Raw genomic sequence first — 20,781 nt, 5'->3', positions numbered from 1 at the left:
GAAGGTCTGAACCATGGCAATGCTGAAAGCGCTGGTCGTTGATGATGCCAGCTTTGTACGTGATCTGGTTAAACGAACCGTGCGCCAGCGTTTTCCGGTGATTGAGACAACCGATGCCCAGAATGGCCGTCGGGCCCAGTCGCTGATGTCGCGGACGGCGTTTGACCTGATCCTGTGCGATTGGGAGATGCCGGAAATGTCGGGACTGGAGTTGTTGCAGTGGATGCGCCAGCAGCCGCAATATGAAAACGTCCCGTTTATCATGATCACCAGTCGCGGCGACAAGGATCATGTGATTGAAGCGGTCAAGGGGGGCGTTTCCGAATACCTGGGCAAGCCGTTCAGTCCCGAGGGCTTGAGCAAAAAGATCATCAAGGTGATGGGCCGCAAACTGAAAGACGCCATGGATCGCAGTGGCAAGTCCATGGCCAGTCCGGCCGATGCGTTCAAGGAGTCGGCCAATCTGCTCACCCGCAAGCCGGACACCGTGGCGGATAGCCAAGCTGCTGCATCTCCTTCGTCACCTGCGCAGGCAGCCCCTGCCGCAACGCCCAAACAGACCCCGTCCCGCGGTTCCATGAGCATGGCTTCGGTACGCTTTGCGGAAAGCACCCTGAAATCGGTGGTCAAGGATATCAACCTGACCGAGGTGCGGGTGATTGCCAAGCGGGATCAGGTGTTTCCGGGCATTCTCGATCAGGCGGTGGTCGATATCGATACCGGCGAAGGCCAGATGGCCCGCCTCAATGGTTACGTGCACCAGTTGCAGGCGGTGGATAAACGCCAGGACACGGATTTTGTCAGCGTCACCATCCGTTTTGTCGATGAAGACCCGAAAAAGCTTGAGGACTTATCGAGGTTTGTCGCCCGTTTCCGTGCGGGTATGCGCTAGCCTTCCGCACTCTCCGGGATGCGTTCGACCAGTCGTTCCCGGGGGAAATGGCAGATAAATTCACTGCCCTCGCCAATCCGGCTGCGAATTTCCAGGTTGCCATCGTGGTTGAGCAATACGTGTTTGACGATTGCCAGGCCAAGGCCAGTGCCGCCGGTATCCTTATGGCGACTGGGATCGGCCCGGTAGAAGCGTTCCGTCAGGCGAGGTATGTGAACCGGATCAATGCCGATGCCGGTGTCCTTCACGGACAGGTGAGCGCCTTCCCGGTTTGTCGACCAGGATACGCTGATCTGGCCGTTTGCAGGCGTGTACTTCACGGCATTGAAAATCAGATTCGAAAACGCACTGCGTAGCTGGCTTTCATCGCCTTTGAGCAACCGGTGGTCGCCGATATGCACGGAAATCTCGTGCTGTTTTTCGCCACTGAGTGCCCGGGCGTCATGGCAGATCTGAGTCAGCAGTTGGTCCACGTCCGTGAGCGTGTCGTTCACCGTCTGTTCCCCGGTTTCGATCCGCGATAGCAGGATCAGGTCGGTTATCAGGGCTTCCATCCGGGATGACTGGGCGGCCATGGTGTTGATGGCGCGGCGCCACTTCGGGGGCAGGTCTTCAGCGTTGTCCACCAGGGTTTCCAGGTAACCGCTGATGACGGTCAGAGGCGTGCGCATCTCGTGGGAAACGTTACCGACGAAGTCCCGGCGCATCTGTTCGAGCTGGTACAGGCGGGTTACATCCTTGGCGACGATCAGGCGATCGTCATCACCGAACAGGCTGATCTGAATCTGCAGGTGGATGTGAGGCTTGGCCGGCGAATGTATTTCCAGGGGGTCCCGGTAATCGCGCGAATCGAAGTAGGTTTTGAACGCTGGCGTGCGGATCAGATTATGGATGTACTGCCCCTGGTCGGTATTTCGCCTAAAGCCCAGCAGGTATTCCGCGGAGCCGTTCCACCATTCCATGGCTCCCCGGGAGTCAGTCATGATCACACCATCGCGCATGGCGTTGGTGGACTCCTGCACCCGGTTTATCTGGGCTCTCAACCGGTCCTGGGTTCTCAGGTGGGTCTGATGCAGTTTGTGGAGATTGTCGAAGATGTCGCCCCAGAGCCCGATACTCTGGGGTGCTTCGTCGGTGGCGCTGGGGTTGGTCAGCCACTGGTAAAGGCGCCGGGCCTGAAGCAGCGTCCACCACAGGTAGACAATCAGACCAAAGGTCAGGCCGTAGACAGGCTCTCCGAAGTAAAGGCCAACCAGGGTGGAGCCAATCAGGCCACCGATAATGTAGCGCAGGTATCGCGACCAGTTGTGCTGCATCAAAAACTGCCTTGTGTCCGTTCCGGGGCCGATGCTCAGCTGGCCGGAGTTACTTACGCGGCTCTGGTCGAGAAACGATAGCCGGTTCCCCGTACCGTCTGGATCAGGTGGTCGTACTTGTCGCCGAGCGCCTTGCGGAGCCGGCGGATGTGAACATCGACTGTCCGTTCCTCAACGTAGACGTTGCCACCCCAAACCTGGTCCAGAAGCTGGGAGCGAGTATATACCCGTTCCTGGTGGGTCATGAAGAACTGTAGCAGTCTGTATTCGGTGGGGCCCATGGTAAGGGCACCCTCCTGGGTGGTGACGCGATGACCGACCGGGTCCAGGGTCAGGCCTTCCACTTCAATCGGGCTGTCTACGCCCGGTGGCGTTGCACGACGCAGGACCGCTTTCAGACGGGCAACCAGCTCCCGGGGGCTGAAGGGTTTGGTGATGTAATCGTCGGCACCCACCTCCAGACCCTGGATCTTGTTGTCTTCCTCAACCTTGGCGGTGAGCATGATAATGGGAATATCGGCCGTCGCTTCCTCTTTCTTCAGGCGACGTGCCAGTTCCACGCCACTGGTGCCGGGTAGCATCCAGTCGAGGAGCACGAGATCCGGTTGTTTGTCGACAATCAGGGCATGGGCTTCCCGGGCATCCTCTGCCTCCAGATAGTCATAATCTGCCATTTCGAGGGCCACGGCGATCATCTCGCGAATCGGTGCCTCGTCATCGACGATCAGGACAGTTTTTCCATTCATGGGCGTTAACCTGTGTCAGACCTTGATTTGTTGCTGCCTCATTACAACGCTCAAGTGTTACAAGTATATGACAGGTTCAGTTGACCATGAGATCAATCACCAGGCCCACAAAAACCGCAAAGCCGGCCCAGTTATTATTGAGAAACGCCTTGAAGCAACCCTCACGTTCCCGTTCCCGCGCCAGGTACTGGTGGTACACGAACAGGCAGGCCATGGCCACAACACCCAGGTAATAGAAAGTGCCCAGTTCAGCGCGGTGCCCTACCATGATCAGTATCAGCACCACCATGCCCTGCAGCATGGCAATGATCGCTTTATCGGCATCGCCAAACAGGATGGCCGTAGATTTGATGCCCACTTTCAGGTCGTCGTCACGGTCCACCATGGCATAGAGCGTGTCGTAGGCCACGGTCCAGAGCACGTTCGCGGTGAAGAGCAGCCACGTGAGCTGGCTCAGCTCCCCCGCTTCCGCCGCCCAGGCCATGGGAATGGCCCAGGAAAAAGCTGCGCCGAGGAACAGCTGGGGTAAATGGGTGTAGCGCTTCATGAACGGGTAGATAAACGCCAGCAGCGCACCGCCGAAGGAGAGATACAGAGTCAGCGGGTTGGTGAACAGAACCACCATCAGGAAGGAAACCAGGCACAAGCCGGCGAACAGCGCCACCGCTTCCCAGGGTTTGACCCGGCCGGCGGTCAGGGGGCGATCCTTGGTGCGTTTGACGTGCTTGTCCCAGTCCCGGTCGGCGAAATCGTTGATGGCGCAGCCGGCCGCACGCATGAAGAAGACGCCCAGGGTGAACACAATAACGTTGCCAAGCCCAGGGCTACCATCACCGGCCAGCCAGAGCGCCCAGTAGGTTGGCCACAGCAGGAGCAGGGTGCCGATCGGGCGGTCGATTCTCAGCAGGCTGGCATAATCGGCCAACCGGCGCTGGATAGGTTCTGGCACAACATCAGGCAGCATGGCGGGCGTCCGTCTGGTGTTCTGGGAATTGAATGAGAACAGCGATTATAGCCAGTCGCAGGAGGCCGGTTAAAGCGTGCTTCGCTGAAACAGGGCTGGCAGCAGGTATTCACCAACCAGCAGGGAGCTGTTGTGGCCGCTGAACAGGGAGCGACGGGCCAGTTCCGGCTGGCCGGGCAGTGCCGGGTTGCAGAGCCCGGTTTCCAGTGGTCCCCGTTGCCAATGGGGGCTTGTGAACAGGTAGGCGCCCAACGGCCGGTTTCCCAGGTGCAGCAGTCGTCGGCCCTCACCTTCCAGGCAGTTCAGGGGAATGACCGTTCTGGCCAAAACCCAGGGCTGGTTATCACCACACAGGCTGACTTCCCGTATCCACGCGAACTGCCGGTGTGGAATGCCAAGATGTCGGGCCTCTTCCTGTGTGGGCGTTGCAAAACCCTCGCGGCGGACCTCAACGTGAAAGGAGCGGCTGCATTGTTTCTGCAGGGCCCGGGTAAATGAGCCCTCAACCTGCAGCCAGTACCGGGCGGGCCCATGCACTTTCGGATTTCGGAGGCCGGCAGCCGTCAGCGATTGGTACCAGTCCGTCGGAGGTATGGTCAGGCGGCTGTCGATGTCAGAGTCCCTTGACAGCATAGATGCCAGGCGCGTTACGCCAGTAGCCCTTGTAGTCCATGCCGTAGCCGAACAGGAAGCGGTCTTCCACTTCCAGGCCGGTGAAATCGGCTTTCAGATCCGGGCGGGCTTTGCGGTCGTGTTGCTTGTCGACAAGGACCGCCGTGAGTACTTCACGGGCGCCGTGGGCGCGGCAGTAGTCGGCGATGGCGCACAGGGTGGTGCCCTCATCAAGAATGTCATCGACAATCAGGATGGTACGGCCGTTCATGTCGGCCTCGGGCTGTAACTTCCACTCAAGGATGCCGCCTGTGGTTTCCTGACGATAACGGGTGGCGTGCAGGTATTCGGCCTGGACCGGAAACCGGAGTCTGGGAAGCAGTTGTCCGGTAAGGATAAGTCCGCCATTCATCACACAGAATAGCAGGGGGTTGCTGTCTTTCAGGCGGGCGGTAATATCGTCGGCCAGGTTGCCGATTGCAGTCTGTACCTGCTGTTCATCGACCAGGCAGTCGGCCTCGGCCATTACCTGGTTCATTTCGGCGACGGTATCGGTCATATCGGTCGGTCCTGTCGTAAAACCGGCGATTATACCGGAGAGGGGCGGCAGAAGGGAGGGGCGGCTTCTGTTGTCAGATCTGTAATTGTGGCTATTGGCAGAAAACCCCCGGCGGGGCCGTCGGTATTGGCATTGGTCAATTCCGGAGCGATGGGTATGATGGCCTGATTCGACAGTTGTTCGTATCTGTTATGCGAACTAAACACTTGCGTGCATGATTGTCCGACAATTATTATTGCGCCCGACTGATTTTTTGGAGAAAACCTATGAAGAAGTGGCAGTGCGTGGTTTGTGGCCTGATTTACGATGAGGCCGAGGGCTGGCCCGAGGACGGCATTGAGCCTGGTACCAAGTGGGAAGATGTACCGGAAGACTGGGTCTGTCCCGATTGCGGTGTCGGTAAGGAAGACTTCGAGATGATCGAGATCGGCTGATCTTGACCGGCGCGCGGCAGGTGAAATCTGCCAGGGTTCGTTAAATACAGGAATGCGGTTATGACTGAACAGGCCCCCATCATCATCGTTGGTACCGGGTTGTCCGGCTATTCGCTGGCACGGGAAATCCGCAAGCAGGACAAGGAGTCACCGGTTCTGATGGTGACCGCCGACGATGGCGTGAGTTATTCAAAGCCCATGTTGTCCACCGGCTTTACCAAGGGGAAGGATGCCGACGGGCTGGCCCAGGGCGCGACCGACGCCATGGCAGAGCAGTTGAACGTCCGGATCCGCACCTTTGCCACGGTTACCGGCATTGATACCGACGCCCACGAACTGATTCTCGGTGATGAACGCCTTGCCTACAGCAAGCTGGTCCTCGCCTGGGGTGCCGATGTAATCCGGCTTAGCCTCGACGGGGATGCTCAGGAGCATGTGTTCTCTATCAATGACCTGATGGATTATCGCGCCTTCCGGGAAGCCCTGGGCGAGGGTAAGCGGGTGGCGATCATGGGGGCCGGTCTGATCGGTTGTGAGTTTGCCAACGACCTTCGCAACGGCGGTTATGACGTTGAGGTAATTGCACCCTCCGAGGAGGTGATGCCCGGATTGCTACCGGAGGCTGCGGCCAGCGCTGTCCAGCAGGAGCTGGAGAATCTGGGGGTTGGCTTTCACCTGGGTACCGTGGTTGAACGGGTGGACCGCCAGGGTAATGGTGTCAGTCTTACCCTGGCCAATGGCGAAGTTCTCGAGGCAGATCTGGTACTGTCCGCCGTCGGCCTGCGTCCCAGGACCGATCTGGCCCGGGCTGCCGGGCTCGAGACGTCCCGTGGCATCGTCGTCAATCGCGCTCTGGAGACCTCGGCACCGGATGTCTACGCACTCGGCGACTGCGCCGAAGTGGACGGACACGTCCTGCTGTATGTGTTGCCGCTGATGGCCTGTTCCCGGGCGCTTGCCAAAACGCTGCTGGGTGAGCGCACTGAAGTGAGCTACGGCACCATGCCGGTGATGATCAAAACCCCCTGTTGTCCCACGGCGGTTTGCCCGCCACCCTCGGAGGCCGAGGGCAGCTGGGAGGTGGAGCAGGATGGCACCAGCGTCAAGGCACTGTTCAAGAGCCCCGGTGGCGATGTCCTTGGATTTGCGGTGACCGGCAGCTTTGCCATGGAAAAGCAGGCCCTCTCGAAGGAAGTGCCACCGATACACAGCTGACTCTCCCGTTCCATGCGACAGCCCCGTTCCCACGGGGCTGTTTTATAATGACCGATCACGGCTTTCCGTTGCGAAATTTCGCCGCTTGCGGTAGAAAACTCCTTCGTGTGCTAACGAAATCACAGGAGCAGGCATGCTTGAGGTAACCAAGAGACTGGTGGAGTTGCTGGATCTCTCGCCCATCGGTGACGATCATTTCCAGGGTGACAGTGAGGATCTGGGCTTTCCCAACGTGTTTGGCGGCCAGGTGCTCGGCCAGGCGTTGATGGCGGCCAGCCGGACGGTCGAAGGTCGCCTGTGTCACTCCCTCCATGCCTATTTTCTGCGCCCTGGTAACCAGAGCATGCCCATCGACTACGAGGTCCAGCGCGTCCGCGATGGTGGCAGTTTCTCGGTACGTCGGGTGATTGCCCGTCAGGATGGCAAGGAAATCCTGACCGGGTCGATGTCGTTTCAGGTGGCCGAGGAGGGTTTCGAGCATCAGCTGACCATGCCGGATGCGCCGGACCCGGAAACACTGCGCTCGGAACAGGAGTGGGGCGAACTGCTGGCCCCCCAGGTGCCGGAAAAAATGCGGCCGATCCTGACCCGCGACCGCCCAATCGAGATTCGGCCGGTGAACCCGGTCAACCCCCTGAAGCCGGAGAAGCGCCCGCCCCATAAACAGAGCTGGTTCCGCGCACAGGGGCATCTTCCCGACGATCCCGTGCTGCACCGCTGCCTGCTGACCTATGCATCGGATTTCCAGTTTCTCGGCACTTCACTGAACCCACACGGCCTGACCTTCATGAGTAAGGGGCTGCAGGTGGCCAGCCTGGATCACGCGATCTGGTTCCACCGGGATTTCCGCATGGACGAATGGCTGCTGTACGACAAGGACAGCCCCAGCGCGTCGGCCGGGCGGGGTTTCAATCGCGGTAATTTCTTCAATCAGGAGGGGGTGCTGGTGGCATCCACCACCCAGGAAGCGCTGATCCGACAGAGGTCCTAGCCAGTCACCCCAGCTTGCGCCGCTCGGGCTGTTGTTGACTGCGCTCCAGCCACTCCAACAGTTCATCAAACGGCAGCGGCGGCGTCAGCAGATAGCCCTGGATCATGTCGCAGCCCATGTCCCGGAGCAGATTGGCTGTGACGTCATCCTCCACGCCTTCTGCCACCACCTGGTAGCCCAGGCTGTGGCACATTTCAATGGTGGTCTGGACAATCACACGGTCTTCCGCCTCGGTGGTGAGCTCGGTAACCAGTGAACGATCGATCTTGATCTCGCTTGCGGGCAACTGCTTGATATAGGACAGGGAGGAATACCCGGAGCCGAAGTCATCGATTGATACCGGGATACCCGTGGCGCTCAGAGAGTTGAGGGCTTTCAGAGAGTTGCCCGGGTCCTGCATCATGGAGGTTTCGGTTACTTCGAAAATAATGGCGCCCTGATGGCTGTGATAGCTGTTCATCAAACGTTGAACGAAAATGGGAAAGTCCGGTTCCCGCAGGTTGTTGGGCGAGATGTTGATGGATATGTTCATAGGCCAGCCACGATCCAGCAACCGTGAACGCAGCTCCAGTGATTGCTCGAGTACCCACCGGGTCAGCGGTTTGATCAGGCCCGTCTGTTCCGCAAGGGTAATTATCTCATCGGCGCGGATCGGTTTCGCCCGGCCAGGCCAGCGAATCAGAACCTCAACTCCGACAATCCGACCTGTCTTCAGGCTCTGCTTGGGCTGCATGAACAGGACAAGCTCGTTGGTGTTCAGGGCGTGTCGCAGCTCCGACACCATGGTCAGCCGGTCGGCACTGTAAGAGTCTTTTTTGGATTTGTAATAGGCAATACCCCGCTCTCGCGCGGAATCCGAACCTTCGGCGATCACGGCACGGCGTATCAGGGTGTTGGCATCCGTGCCGTGTTCCGGAAAGATGGCCACCCCAAGCCTTGGGTCCAGGGGAATCTGCATACCCAGATAGTCTATCGGGTAACGTATGCCTTCCAGTGCCTTGAGAATGGCCCTGGGCACGGCGCCTGTGGCATCGGCGTCGACAATGAATGCAAAGGTCTGAGGATCCAGTGATGCCAGGTAAAAATTGCGCTGGTCACTCTGTTCCACCGGCAGGGTGCCCGGAAGCTCACGCGCAACGGCATTGTAATGCTTGGATGCCAGCTCCAGAATCCGGTCACTGTTGCGATGCCCCAGGGTTTTGGTGACCGATTGCAAATTGTTCAGGTGGATGACCGCAATGCCATAGCGTCGCTCAGGGCTGCGAATCATCAGATCATTCAGCATCATCTCTAGACTGCCCCGGTTGGGAAGGCCGGTGAGGGGGTTGTGCAATGCATGATCCATCAGCTTCAGCTCTGCTGACCGCCGTGCCGCCAGAGCCTTCAGTTCCGCTTCCCGCGCCTCGACCTTGTCCTGCCGTTCCTGATAAAGCCGTGCCGCCAGGGCCAGGGTTAGCAGAATGGCTTCCAGTGCCGATCCGATCTGCATACCGTAAGTGGTCACAAAATTGTTGGGCAGCAAACCGTACTTGTTAGCCGCCGTAATCGCGCTGCCCAGAGTCAATGCGGCCCAGGCCACGGTGTAATAGCCGGCCTGCGGGTTTCCCTTCCACCATTGCACCGGCCCCAGCACAGTGAGCAGCAGACAACTGGGTATTGCCAGGGCCACGGTCAGGCGACTGCCAGTGCTGTAGTCCAGGAAGAATGTCATAAGCCCGACCACTGCATTCACGGAAACCATGAACACCACGAGCCGGTTCAGAACGGGGCCGGTGGCTTCAAGCTTCAGGAACGAACGGGAAAAAATGAGCGTGAACAGCAGAGAGAAGGGTACCGCCAGCAACATGATCTGATTCTGTAGTGCGGGACTCTGGGGCCAGAGAAACTGAAATGTAGTCCCGTTCAAGCTGCCAATCAGCAGGAGATAGCCCAGTGTCGACAGAACGTAGAGAAGGTATACCGGCTCTCGCAGCGCGGCAAAAATAAACAGATTGAAGAAAATGACGGTGATCAGGATGCCATAGTAGACCGCATGCATCTGGTCTTCCGTGGATGAATGCTCGAAAAACGCCTGGGCGTTCCAGAGTCGAACCGGAATCTGCATGGCACCGTCTGTGCGTACCTCAAGCAATATCTCATACTCGCTGGCAATGCTCTGTTCGAAAGGGAACAGGAAATGACGGTGTAGTATCGGGCGCTGGTTAAAGGGAACGTGATCGCCGGTTTCCACGCGCTGTGCGATCCGACCGTTCTCAAGCAGGAAAAAGGTCAGCTCGTCCAGTTGTGAGTAACGAACTTCCAGCAGATTGATGGTCGCAGGTTGGCCCACCGGAAACCGCAGCCAGACGATGTCCTGGATATAGCCAAAATTCGGACTTTCTTCCTCGAGCGTTTGCCAGTCGTCGGAAGCCAGCGCTTCACTGGCTGTCAGCTTGTTATCGGTGGCGGTACGCAGATACTCGATCTGCGGAACATAGGAAACCTCAGCCCCGAGGGATGGGGCGGCCAGACCCGATAACAGCAGAAGCGTTATCAGTAAACGAAGCCAGTAAATGGATGCCACGTCGTACCGTTTAATTGTCGTTGTCCAGACGAGTATGGCGTGTCGCCTTTGGCGGCTCAAGTCACCGGTGGGCCCTGTTTGGCAAATTTTTGTAGCCGTGGCTCATACCTGCTGCAGCCATGACTGGACCCAGGGCAGTGCTTCGGTTTCCGGCTCCATGGTTTCGAGTGCATCAATCCGAAGCGTGTCTCCAACCTTGCGGGCGGCAGTCTCGTACAGAGCTTCCTCAATCAGGTCGCCGGCGCCACAGAAGGTATCACCGTAGGAACTGTCGCCCAGCACAATAATGCCAAATGGCCGGCCCGGCTGCTGGGGCAGTTGATCCCGAAGGTCCAGGTAGAAGGGCAACAGGTTCGCCGGCAGTTCGCCCTGCCCGGTTGTAGAGGTGCACACCAGAAGTGGATCATCGTTCGAGGTGATGTCATCCAGCGCCGGATTCTCCAGCACCGTCACGTGGTGTCCCTCTTTTTCCAGTTCCTTTTTGATGGTTCTGGCCGTCAGGAGTGCGCCACCGTAGACGCTGCCCACCAGGATTCTGAGTGATGTCATAGGTTACCTGTTCGCTGCCATGGAAATGACGTTACGGTTGTTCAGTGGCGCTCGATCATAGCGGGAGTAATATGCTGCCTCAAGGCGAGAGGCTGGCGGAAGTCCCGCTTTCCTGGCTTCGAACCCGCGGTGCTATCTGGTTGCGCCCGGCTTCCTTGGCGTTGTAAAGGTTCAGGTCGGCCTGTTTTAGCAGATCGTCGAGGGAGCGGGCCTTGGCAATGGAGCAGACACCGGCACTGATGGTCACAGGCAAGGCCTGGTCCCGGAACCGGAACGGATGGCGGGCAACCTGGGACCGTAAGCGTTCAGCCAGCGTCAGGGCCTGGAGCAGGGAAGTGTCCGGCAACAAGACCAGAAACTCTTCACCACCCCATCGGGCCGCGACATCCGCCTGGCGAATCACGGTTCGCATCAATTCGGCGAACTCCCGGAGTACATGGTCGCCAGCGTCGTGTCCGAACCGATCGTTGATCTGTTTGAAAAGGTCCAGATCGATGAGGGCAATGGAAAAATGGTGGCCGGAACGTTGGTAACGGGAAAACTCCATGCTGAGGCGGTTCTGCATTTCACGGCGATTGGCCAGCCCGGTGAGGTCATCGGTGCGGGCGGCGTGCTCGTGGGTTTCGGCAAGGATCAGAAGCTCGTTGCGTGCTTTCAGTCGGCTGGCCTCAAGGACGAAACAGAAAATCGATTCGAAGGTCAGGGCCGCAAAAAAACGGATCTTGAAATCCATGCTGTATTCCGCTGAGACCAGGGGCAACCCCGGAAACTGGAATACCACGACGGCAATCAGGTAACAGAACAGCAGGACGGCCGTGCCGGTTTTGAGATCGGTCAGGTAAAACAGCAGAGGGGGGAAGACATAAAACCAGAGTGGCCCGGTGTTGCTCTCGCCGCCGGAGGCAATCAGGTAGGTAAACAGCAGGCCGACAATTACGATCATCCCGGCTTTCTGGCGCGCACGGTTTCCGGTGCTGGCGAAGTACAGCATATTCAGCGCGATCAGGCCGATGAATGACCAGAGCACCCAGGCATGGGTCAAGTGCCCGGCAAACCAGGCCTTGGTTCCGATGCCAATAAGAAAAACGATAGCGGTTGCCGAGAGCCAGGTAAGCAGTCGCGAAACCTGGCCGTCTTCCCGCTCGCCGGCAGCCAGCTGTCCGGAGGAGGGTGAATGGGGCATGGGGACCTTTTTTTGCTGTTTTTGTAATTTTGACGCTTATTTTTGGAATTATGAGTCAATTTAATGGGTTTTTGCACTCCAGTCTGTGATGTGTTTAGTCTGTGTGAATTGTGACCGTTTTATTTCATTTTCATGTCAAAAATTTTATAGTTGCCGCGCGACTGAGGTCGCCCCCAATCCTCACAGACTAAACGAGACCTGATCTGTTATGGCCCGTTCGAGCGGATACCTGGATACCCTTCTTACCAGCCCTACCACGGAACGATACAGGGTCGGCATCAGCCTGCTTTTTTTACTTGGCGTATGGTTGACTGTCGGATCATTCAGTCAGGGAATGCCCAACAGTATGCTGCTGATGGCCGCTGCGGTGATTGGCGGATACATGGCGATCAATATTGGCGCCAATGACGTTGCCAATAACGTGGGCCCTGCCGTGGGCTCCGGGGCCTTGTCCCTGGGTGCGGCTGTCGTTATCGCCGCAATTTTTGAAGCCGGTGGTGCGATTATTGCGGGCGGTGACGTGGTGTCCACCATCAAGGGCGGCATCATCGATCCCTCCAATCTGGAAGACGGTCGGGCTTTTGTCTGGCTGATGACAGCCGCCTTGCTGGCGGGCGCCCTCTGGCTGAACCTGGCCACCTGGATGGGTGCGCCGGTGTCCACCACCCACTCCATCGTTGGCGGCGTTCTGGGCGCCGGTATTGCTGCCGGTGGCTGGGGGATCGCCGACTGGGCGGTCATGGGCAAGATCGCCGCAAGCTGGGTGATTTCGCCTGTCCTCGGTGGTGCTCTGGCCGCCCTGTTCCTGTTTGCGATCAAGAAAACGGTGCTCTACAGGAGGGAGGTCATTCCGGCGGCCAGAACCTTTGTGCCCTGGCTGGTGGCGATCATGGCCTGGGCCTTTGGCACCTATCTCATGATCAAGGGCGTCAAGAAGATCGTGAAAGTCGATTTTCTTGAGGCTACGCTCATCGGCCTTGCCACGGCTGCCGTGGTCTTTTTCATCATGCGTACCCTGGTGGGGCGCATGGCATCGACCATGGAGAACAGTTCGGCGGGCGTGAATACCCTGTTCACCTGGCCTTTGATCTTTGCTGCAGCTCTGCTGAGCTTTGCTCACGGAGCTAACGACGTCGCCAATGCCATTGGTCCGCTGGCGGCGATCAACGATGCCCTGTCCGCGAATTCTGTGGTGACTTCCGCCAGTATCCCGATGTGGGTGATGATGGTGGGTGCGTTGGGCCTGGCTGTTGGCCTGATGCTGTTTGGGCCGCGATTGATCAAGACCGTTGGCAGTGAGATCACCGAACTGGATAAGACCCGGGCCTTCTGTATTGCCCTGTCGGCAGCACTCACGGTGATTCTTGCGTCCCAGTTGGGCTTGCCGGTCAGCTCCACCCATATTGCCATAGGTGGCGTGTTCGGCGTTGGCTTCCTCCGTGAGTACCTGAAGTCCAACTATGCAACCCAGTTGCACAAGATCATGGAGCACCATGATCCGGCAGAGCAGGAGCGTCTCAAGCCTTTCCTGGATGATTTCCGCAATGCCTCGGTTGAGGAGATGGAGAATCTGCTCAAGCAGGCCAAGAAGAAAAAGCAGGTACCCCTGTCCAAGTCGGAGCGCAAGCGCCTGAAGAAGATTTACCGCGAAGAGATGGTCAAGCGTTCGCACCTTGTGCGAATTGCTGCGGCCTGGATCATTACGGTGCCTGCATCTGCCATCATGGCGGCGACGCTGTTCTTTACGCTCCGGGGCTTGTTGATCTGACCGGGCTGGTTGTATAAACCGAGTTTGGTCATACTATCTTTCAAAAGGGGTGTTTCACCCCGCAAGCCTATTTGTCCATGGAGTGAAGTATGAGTTCATCCGTTGAGAGCCGTCAGGCGAAGATGATTGATGAGCTGAGGACCTTTATCAAGAAGGTTCTGAGCGATCCGACTATTGCCGTAAAATCCATGGAGATCGCTCGCAAGCATCGCGGTCAGCCGAATGCCGAGGAGCTGATTGCACAGGAGATCAGTGCCAGCACCAACATCCGGATTCCGGAGAACTGGAGTGAAGCGGACAAGATGTTCCTGGATATCATCCACGATGTGCTGGATGATGAAGAGGCGCTTTACTGATCTAATCCAGGCTCTTGGCCTGAAAGCTCGGGGAGGAGTTGGCTGGCGGGACGTTTCAAAAACACGCTGTGAATCCCCCTCCGGGGTCCAGCCAGCAATCCTAGATTGCTGTCGTTCAGCTATCGCATGAAGCTTCGCTTCATCAGCGCTCTGTTTCACCCCTGTACGCTTGGCTCCGCCATCCCTGGCTCCGCACAGTTTTTGAAACGTCCCCCCAGCCGACTCTTCAGGCTCCAGTGTTTCCCGCCGTACTCAAGCCTGTTTGGCGTTTGGCGTTGCCTGCTTCAATACCGCATCCGCCATCTGGTGCAGGATGCTGATCTCATCCTCGATACCCTCATCCCGGGACAACTCTCTCTGTTCCGAAAGGATGTCCGCCAGGATTTCTTTGGTGGTCAGCGGGTTGGCCAGTACCACCCGGAACACGATGCACGGGAAGTTGAAGTAACGGGCCGGTTCCAGGCGCGTCCGTGACACGAATGCCTTGCCCCGTTCCCGCTGGGTTTTCTGAATGAACTTGGTGATCCGGTTCAGGCAGGTGTTGAGCTTTTCCGCCTGTAGGGGGTCGGCAATCGCCAGGGCTTCCTGGACGTTTTCCGGGCAGTAGCGGTAGGTCAGGATGTTCAGTTCGGGCCTGGTGACCAGTTCGAAATCCGATTCGGCTTCGATCATGTCCGCGAAGGTCTTGGCTTTGTCGATGCCCTGGTCGATCAGGATCTCGTAGCCTTCCCGGGCCAGGATTTTCAGGCCGGAGTGGATCAGCATGGACATGCCCGGCCGCGAGCCCTCAAGGGTGGTGCTGCCGAGATCCCGGGAGCCTTTCCGGATGATGTACTGGGCGTGGTGTTCAACGGCACTGGCGAGGCTCGGGTCGCGGAATACCACCAAGCCAACGCCCATGGGGACGTAGAGCTGTTTGTGGGCGTCGAAAGTGACGGAGTCTGCCTTCTCGATACCGCGCAGCAGGTGTTTGTAGGTGCGGGAGAACAGGGTCGGCCCGCCCCAGGCGGCGTCCACGTGGAAGTGGGCGCCGAATTCCCGGGCGATGTCGGCCATGGCATCCAGGGGGTCGACGTTGCCGGTTTCGGTGGTGCCGGCCACGCCGCAGATGGCCATGACTTTGATCTTCTGACGCTGCAGTTCCAGGCATTTGTCCCGCAGGGCATCGGTGTTGATGCGGTTTTCGTCGTCGGTATCCACCGGTATCAGGGACTCGCGGCCCAGGCCGAGTACGTCGGCGGCTTTGCGCAGGGAATAATGGCCGCGGCGCGAGACAACGATGGCGGCGCCTTCGTAGCCGTAGTATTTCAGCGCGCGGAACAGGCCTTCCTGGTGCAGACCCCGGAAGCTGCCTTCCGCGGGGAACGCCCGGTTGCGGGCAACCCACAGGGCGGTGAGGTTTGCGACCGTGCCGCCGGAGCACATGGCCCCCAGGGCGTAACGGGGGTCGTGCATCCACTTGCGGTAGAAGGCGCCGTCTTCCTGGTATACCAGGCGGTGGATCATGCCCAGTACCTGGCGTTCCATGGGCGTGAAGGCCTTGGAGGTTTCGGTTTTGACCAGGTTCTGGTTCAGGGCAATCATGATCTTTGACAGCGGCAGCATGAAGTACGGCAGCGCTGAGGTCATGTGCCCGATAAAGGCCGGCGACGCAGTGTGAACGGAGTTGGCCACCAGTTTGTCGAGCAGGAACTGGGCCTGCTCAGACACGAAGACAGGCTTCTCGGGGATGCTGTAATCGGAGAAGTCTTTCTCCACATCCGAGAGATCCCGCTCAACCGCTACGATGTGCTCCTGCAGAAAGCCTGCAAGATTGCTGGAGATGTTCTGGTCAATCCGGCTCAGCGTCGATTCCGGCGCCTCAGGCACCGTGAATACGCGATACATGGCCTCTACCGAAGCCTGGGCGGATTTTTTCTTTCCGGTCATAGGTGCCACTCACACTCAGTGGTCATCCGAAGGGCCGGTTCCGGATGCCCTGCGGATACGGCCGGCATTCATGTCCGGCATTGGTTTCTGGTCACCCGCCGCTGGCAGGCGCACTGGCATCCCTGAGGGGGCGTAGTATACGGCCTGACAACGGGTTACGCCACACGGCTGCTGCCCGGGATTTTCCGGTCAGAGTATCTCCCGGTGTATATCCAGTATGGCAGCATCCACGCGTTCTTCGATGGCTTTTTCGATCTGGTCGAGGCGTTGGGTGATCTGTTGGGATGAGGTGCCAAGGGCCGCAATGGTCCAGGTGGCGCAGTCGAGGGCCTCCTGGTCGGCGGTTTCGGCGACGGCCAGGTCGGGCTCTTTGCCCCAGACGGCCTTCAGGGCGGTGAAGACTTTGCGCTTGGCTTTGAGGTCGTCGCAGCCGTAAAGCTGGAAGTGCAGGGTCAGCACGCCCACGTGGGGGGTGATGACTGGCTGCTGGAGAGCGTGGCCTTCCCGCAGGAGTTTTCTGAGTGCTTCAGACATAGACTTGGGTGCAGGAACCGGCGGGGAACTCCTTTCCAAAACACGCTGTGAATACGTCCTTGTACGCTCTGCTCCGCCATCCATGGCTCCGCAAGGTTTTGGAAAGGAGTTCCCCGCCGGTTCTCGATCTCTCAGTTGGATTCTGTTGTGTCTAGCCTACTACAGGCGTCGCCCGTTTGATAATGGCTGCCGGATCGGTGCCCGAGGGCAGGTTGCCGTAGTTCATCCCGCCATTGGACTGCAGGCGAGAGGCGCAGAAGGCGTCGGCGACGGCGGCATCCGAGTGTCGCAGCAGCAGGGAGCCCTGCAGGGCCAGGGCCATGCGGTCGACGAGGTTTCGGGCGCGGTACTGGAAATCGCTGATGTCGGCGAAGTCGTGTTGTAGCTGGGCCAGGAACTGGTCGAAGCGGCGGTCGGCGCCTTTGGCTTCGGCGGCTTCCTTGAAGAAGGCGTCGAGGGTGTCGGGCTCTTTTTGCAGGGCGCGCAGGGTGTCGAGGCACTGGACGTTGCCGCTGCCTTCCCAGATGGCGTTGACCGGCGATTCCCGGAACAGCCGGGGCATGATGCAGTCTTCCATCACGCCGCTGCCGCCGATGCATTCCATGGCCTCGTAGGCATGGTTCGGTGTGCGCTTGCAGATCCAGTATTTGCCGACGGGGGTGGCCAGGCGTGCCAGCAGACGTTCGTGTTCCTTATCCTGGTTGTCCAGGGCGCGGGCGATGCGCATGGTGTAGGCCAGCGCCGCTTCGCTTTCCAGGGCCAGGTCGGCCAGGACGTTCTGCATCAGGGGCTGGTCGACCAGGCGGGCGCCAAAGGCGCTGCGGTGTCGGCAGTGGTGGCTGGCCTGGGCGATGGCCTGGCGCATGCCGGCGGAGCTGCCGATCATGCAGTCGAAGCGGGTCATGGCAACCATTTCAATGATGGTGGGGACACCACGGCCTTCCTCGCCAACCATCCAGGCCAGTGCGCCCCGCAGTTCGGCTTCGCTGGAGGCGTTGGCGACGTTGCCCATCTTGTTCTTCAGACGCTGGACCTGCCAGGGATTCTTGGTGCCGTCCGGGCGCCAGCGGGGCATCAGGAAGCAGGACAGGCCTCCCTGTGTCTGGGCCAGCACCAGAAAGGCGTCGCACATCGGGGCAGAAACGAACCATTTGTGGCCCACCAGCTCATAGGCCTGGCCGGGGCCGCCAGTGCCGATCGGATAGGCTCTGGTGCTGTTGGCGCGAACGTCGCTGCCGCCCTGCTTCTCGGTCATAGCCATGCCGATGGTAACCGAGGTTTTCTGGTTGTCCGGCAGGTTGCGGGGATCGTAGCTGTCGGCCAGTATCCGGGCTTCCCAGTCCGCCGCCAGCTCAGGTTGTTTCCGGATCGACGGGATGGCGGCGAAGGTCATGGTCACGGGGCAGCAGTGGGCGGCCTCCACCTGGGAGTGCATGTAGTACTTGGCGGCGCGGGCAACATGTGCACCCTGTCCTGGATGGCTCCAGGGGCTGCTGTGCAGGCCGTTGTCGAAGGCGATGCGCATCAGCTCGTGGTAGGCCGGATGGAAGTCCACTTCATCAATCCGGTGGCCGTAGCGGTCGTGGGTATTGAACACCGGTTTGTTGGCGTTGGCGTGAAACCCCAGGTCGATGGTTTCCGCTGCTCCGGCCAGAGCTCCGAATGCCTTGAGATCCTCGGCTGCCTTGCCGGCACCTTCCCGGAGGGCTGCTTCCTGCAGGGCGATATCCTGCTCGAACAGGTTGTAGTTCTCCAGAGCCGGAGGCTGGTTGAAGACCTCGTGGGTGCTGGCCAGGTAGCGATCTTCCTGGTCTTTTAGTGGCATCTCTGGCTGGGGCTGCCGCGCGTTCATAGCTACCTCCTGGTGCCGGTCAACCCCTGCATGCAAAAGCGAATGATGGAATTGACCAGCGGGTCATTGTTGTCTTCTTTTGCGCTGTTCGCCTGGCTGGTCTGTGTGGGTGACAGTGGGCCAACCAGGCTTTCCGCGATGGCGCCGACCAGGCATGTACTGCTCTGGAGAGCGTCCTGATCCGGGATGCATCCTTCTTCAATGCCTTCGCGGATCGCTTTCTCAAACAGGTTGGCGTAGGCCTTGCGATACGCCAGCCTTTCTTCCTCAACTTTCGGGTCTACCGGCTCGGCGATCAGCGACCAGGCCATTTGCGGGCCTTTCAGTGCCCGTTCGGCGAACTGTCTGAGTGCCCGTTCCAGTCGTTCAGCTGCGTTCCCGGGGGAGCCAAGGGCCTCGGCAACCTTGTCGACTTCCCGCTGGGTTGCCAACCGGAAAATTTCCGCGAACAGGTCCTCTCTGGACTCGAAATGCCGGTAAATAGTTCCTGTGGCAACGCCGGCCAAACCGGCTATCCGGGTGATGCGGGCGCTTCTGAAGCCGCCCTCGGCCACGCACTGATAAGTGCACTCCACGATTCGTTTTCGCGCCTCGGCTTTACGCTGGCGCATTTTTTCCGTTTCTCGATAGGCCATTCCGGCTCCCTACAAGTAGTGAATCATTATTCATTCTTTGTGTCAATTTTTTTGACCTACTGACGAATGTAAAATTTCCGCATGCAATTCAATTGGTTGTCAATGTTTACAAAAAATTACAAAAAAGACGTTGCCAAGAAATAGCGTGGTCACCAAAAGCAGATTATAAAGACGCCAAGGCGAGGCCGCAGGCGGACTTCGTCGATACGGAGTGAGGTCCCCTGCGGGGTCGCAGCACTCGACCATCTGTTTTCGTTGATGGAGAAAAGATCATGAGTGAATTCGACGAAAGCAACCTGGAGCAGTCCGGAGGCTGGACCAGCGACAGTGACGACAACCATTCCATAGCCGGCCGTGCACGTGTTCGTGCACAGTTGCAGGCAGACATCGAAGCCTTCCTGAGCCAGGGCGGAAAAATTCAGGAGGTGGATACCTCCTTCCGCTCTGACACGCCGCGAAAGGTGGATGTGGGTTTTAACAACCGCTCCCTCTGAACGCTGGCGCGGCAGTCCGGGGCGCTCCGCCCCGGCTCCATTTTTGATCCCTGTCTCGGTATGACTGGCCAGCCTCGTTTATCCTCATTCTCTGTGGTTTTGCGCCGGTAACCTGGGCAAGCCGTCAGTCACCCGAAGACCCGGAATTCCTGTGGCAATGAAGTCCCATTTCCGTCTTTTGCTTGTTTTGCTACTGATAATAGCAGCTGTTGTCAGCTTCTGGTTGATGAGAGCAGATCTTGCCAGCCATGGCGACTCGAATGCGCCGCAGACCACCGGGGAACCGCCGATATCAGTGGCCCGGAAGGATGTTGCTGCCGCACCATCGAAGTTGGTGAACAACGCGTCCTCGGTTCCTGTTCCTGAGCAGCTACCAGCCTCGCTGGCGGGTACGTCAGTGCCGGACGGTTGGGCCCGAACGGACGGGCTGGGCAATCTCATACCAACCCCGCAACTGCGACAGCTGTTTGAGTATTTTCTCTCTGCCCTGGGCGAGGAATCCCTGCCGCAGTTGGCGGCTCGCATACAGAGGGCCCTGTCGGTTCTCGATGAGCCGGCGAGAGCCCAGGCCCTGGTAACCCTTGGCGCCTATCTGGACTACAAGCTGGCAGTTTCGGAACTGGAGCAGAGCTACGGAGAGGTTTCCGGGCTCGGGGCCGGGGAGCTGCAGCGCAGGATGGCAGAGATCCAGGCTCTGCGCCGTACCTGGTTGGACGCCGACACGGCCAACGCTTTTTTTGCCGACGATGAAGCGGTGGATCGTTTCCAGGTCGAGAAACTCAGGATTGCAAGCGATGACAGTCTGACCGACGAGCAGAAAGCCGAAGCCCTGCGCCAGGCTGAGTCCTCCCTTCCGGAACCCCTCCGCAAGGCCCGGGAGGAAACACGCCGGTTTGAGGACTATGAGCAGGTTCGTCAGGAACTGTCGGATGACCCGAGGGCTCTTGAGGCCTGGCGCCGGGAAGCTTTTGGTGATGCAGCAGCCGAAAGGCTCGCCCGGCTTGAGGCGGAACAACAGGACTGGGACCGCCGCTGGCAGGCCTATGCCGGGGAGCGGGACCGGTTGTTGTCCTCCGGGCTGGCCGAACCGGAACGCAGGGAAGCGCTGGAGCGACTCAGAGCCAGCCACTTCAATGAAACCGAACGGATCCGTGCCCGGGCGTTGGATTCGATCCGGTAATCAGCCTGT

General features: G+C 58.9%; 20 protein-coding genes. 8 read left to right on the top strand and 12 right to left on the bottom strand.

Annotated elements, in window-relative coordinates; genetic code table 11:
* Nucleotides 1-13: 13 nt before the first annotated feature.
* On the top strand, nt 14-892 hold the full coding sequence (locus NUW46_RS18085) for a response regulator (RefSeq protein ID WP_418140858.1): 879 nt from the start codon (nt 14-16) through the stop codon (nt 890-892).
* Here the strand turns inward: NUW46_RS18085 and phoR are convergent.
* The 5 genes from phoR to NUW46_RS18060 form a co-directional block, all read right to left on the bottom strand.
* The gene (gene phoR, locus NUW46_RS18080) at nt 889-2,208 is read right to left on the bottom strand and encodes a phosphate regulon sensor histidine kinase PhoR (protein ID WP_069182154.1); all 1,320 of its coding nucleotides are present in this window, start codon (nt 2,206-2,208) and stop codon (nt 889-891) included. The two genes, NUW46_RS18085 and phoR, sit on opposite strands and share 4 nt — an antisense overlap.
* A gap of 53 nt (nt 2,209-2,261) precedes the next feature.
* Nucleotides 2,262-2,954: a phosphate regulon transcriptional regulator PhoB gene (phoB, locus tag NUW46_RS18075; RefSeq protein WP_069182153.1), complete on the bottom strand. Its 693-nt coding sequence runs from the start codon at nt 2,952-2,954 to the stop codon at nt 2,262-2,264.
* A gap of 76 nt (nt 2,955-3,030) precedes the next feature.
* The gene (gene ubiA, locus NUW46_RS18070) at nt 3,031-3,918 is read right to left on the bottom strand and encodes a 4-hydroxybenzoate octaprenyltransferase (RefSeq protein WP_136629879.1); all 888 of its coding nucleotides are present in this window, start codon (nt 3,916-3,918) and stop codon (nt 3,031-3,033) included.
* 69 nt (nt 3,919-3,987) lie between these two features.
* Entirely contained in the window at nt 3,988-4,551 is a 564-nt protein-coding gene (locus NUW46_RS18065) for a chorismate--pyruvate lyase family protein (protein WP_209399701.1), read from the bottom strand.
* Nucleotides 4,532-5,089 carry a hypoxanthine-guanine phosphoribosyltransferase gene (locus tag NUW46_RS18060; RefSeq protein WP_069182150.1) on the bottom strand — a complete coding sequence of 186 codons (558 nt, stop codon included), beginning with the start codon at nt 5,087-5,089 and terminating at the stop codon, nt 4,532-4,534. Before NUW46_RS18060 ends, NUW46_RS18065 begins: the two co-directional genes overlap by 20 nt.
* Nucleotides 5,090-5,355: 266 nt before the next feature.
* On the opposite strand from NUW46_RS18060, the gene NUW46_RS18055 reads away from it, so the two are divergent.
* The 3 genes from NUW46_RS18055 to NUW46_RS18045 all read left to right on the top strand — a co-directional run bounded on the left by NUW46_RS18055 (nt 5,356) and on the right by NUW46_RS18045 (nt 7,729).
* Nucleotides 5,356-5,523: a rubredoxin gene (locus NUW46_RS18055; protein WP_008173532.1), complete on the top strand. Its 168-nt coding sequence runs from the start codon at nt 5,356-5,358 to the stop codon at nt 5,521-5,523.
* A 60-nt stretch (nt 5,524-5,583) separates the two neighbouring features.
* Complete coding sequence (locus tag NUW46_RS18050) at nt 5,584-6,738, top strand: NAD(P)/FAD-dependent oxidoreductase (protein ID WP_418140857.1); 1,155 nt, start codon at nt 5,584-5,586, stop codon at nt 6,736-6,738.
* A 133-nt stretch (nt 6,739-6,871) separates the two neighbouring features.
* A complete protein-coding gene (locus NUW46_RS18045; RefSeq protein ID WP_069182148.1) occupies nt 6,872-7,729 on the top strand; it encodes an acyl-CoA thioesterase in 858 nt (285 codons plus the stop codon).
* Nucleotides 7,730-7,733: 4 nt separating this feature from the next.
* Here the strand turns inward: NUW46_RS18045 and NUW46_RS18040 are convergent, their stop codons facing one another.
* The 3 genes from NUW46_RS18040 to NUW46_RS18030 all read right to left on the bottom strand — a co-directional run bounded on the left by NUW46_RS18040 (nt 7,734) and on the right by NUW46_RS18030 (nt 12,024).
* Nucleotides 7,734-10,292 (bottom strand): EAL domain-containing protein, encoded by a 2,559-nt coding sequence (locus NUW46_RS18040; protein ID WP_418140856.1) that lies wholly within the window; start codon nt 10,290-10,292, stop codon nt 7,734-7,736.
* A 102-nt stretch (nt 10,293-10,394) separates the two neighbouring features.
* A complete protein-coding gene (locus tag NUW46_RS18035; protein WP_418140855.1) occupies nt 10,395-10,841 on the bottom strand; it encodes a flavodoxin in 447 nt (148 codons plus the stop codon).
* 79 nt (nt 10,842-10,920) lie between these two features.
* Complete coding sequence (locus NUW46_RS18030) at nt 10,921-12,024, bottom strand: GGDEF domain-containing protein (RefSeq protein WP_418140854.1); 1,104 nt, start codon at nt 12,022-12,024, stop codon at nt 10,921-10,923.
* Between the two features lie 208 nt (nt 12,025-12,232).
* Here NUW46_RS18030 and NUW46_RS18025 point away from each other — a divergent pair, with 208 nt between their 5' ends.
* Together NUW46_RS18025 and NUW46_RS18020 are read left to right on the top strand one after the other, a co-directional pair.
* Complete coding sequence (locus NUW46_RS18025) at nt 12,233-13,792, top strand: inorganic phosphate transporter (RefSeq protein ID WP_418140853.1); 1,560 nt, start codon at nt 12,233-12,235, stop codon at nt 13,790-13,792.
* 89 nt (nt 13,793-13,881) lie between these two features.
* Nucleotides 13,882-14,148: a hypothetical protein gene (locus tag NUW46_RS18020; protein ID WP_069182143.1), complete on the top strand. Its 267-nt coding sequence runs from the start codon at nt 13,882-13,884 to the stop codon at nt 14,146-14,148.
* Between the two features lie 252 nt (nt 14,149-14,400).
* Here the strand turns inward: NUW46_RS18020 and panP are convergent, their stop codons facing one another.
* The 4 genes from panP to NUW46_RS18000 all read right to left on the bottom strand — a co-directional run bounded on the left by panP (nt 14,401) and on the right by NUW46_RS18000 (nt 19,098).
* On the bottom strand, nt 14,401-16,077 hold the full coding sequence (gene panP, locus NUW46_RS18015; RefSeq protein ID WP_069182142.1) for a pyridoxal-dependent aspartate 1-decarboxylase PanP: 1,677 nt from the start codon (nt 16,075-16,077) through the stop codon (nt 14,401-14,403).
* A gap of 189 nt (nt 16,078-16,266) precedes the next feature.
* A complete protein-coding gene (locus NUW46_RS18010; RefSeq protein WP_418140852.1) occupies nt 16,267-16,611 on the bottom strand; it encodes a DUF503 domain-containing protein in 345 nt (114 codons plus the stop codon).
* A gap of 151 nt (nt 16,612-16,762) precedes the next feature.
* Nucleotides 16,763-18,463, bottom strand: a complete 1,701-nt coding sequence (locus tag NUW46_RS18005; RefSeq protein ID WP_209399711.1) for an isovaleryl-CoA dehydrogenase — start codon at nt 18,461-18,463, stop codon at nt 16,763-16,765.
* 2 nt (nt 18,464-18,465) lie between these two features.
* Nucleotides 18,466-19,098 (bottom strand): TetR/AcrR family transcriptional regulator, encoded by a 633-nt coding sequence (locus tag NUW46_RS18000; protein WP_136629886.1) that lies wholly within the window; start codon nt 19,096-19,098, stop codon nt 18,466-18,468.
* Nucleotides 19,099-19,370: 272 nt separating this feature from the next.
* Between NUW46_RS18000 and NUW46_RS17995 the strand changes: the two genes are divergently transcribed.
* Together NUW46_RS17995 and NUW46_RS17990 are read left to right on the top strand one after the other, a co-directional pair.
* Nucleotides 19,371-19,592: a hypothetical protein gene (locus NUW46_RS17995; protein ID WP_069182139.1), complete on the top strand. Its 222-nt coding sequence runs from the start codon at nt 19,371-19,373 to the stop codon at nt 19,590-19,592.
* 226 nt (nt 19,593-19,818) lie between these two features.
* Nucleotides 19,819-20,772 carry a lipase secretion chaperone gene (locus NUW46_RS17990; RefSeq protein ID WP_418140851.1) on the top strand — a complete coding sequence of 318 codons (954 nt, stop codon included), beginning with the start codon at nt 19,819-19,821 and terminating at the stop codon, nt 20,770-20,772.
* The last annotated feature ends 9 nt before the right edge of the window (nt 20,773-20,781 follow it).

It is taken from the genome of Marinobacter sp. MA (genome assembly GCF_048298425.1).
GTDB lineage: Bacteria > Pseudomonadota > Gammaproteobacteria > Pseudomonadales > Oleiphilaceae > Marinobacter > Marinobacter salsuginis.
Note: the sequence above shows the minus strand (reverse complement) of the source record. Positions and strands in the feature narration are given on the sequence as shown.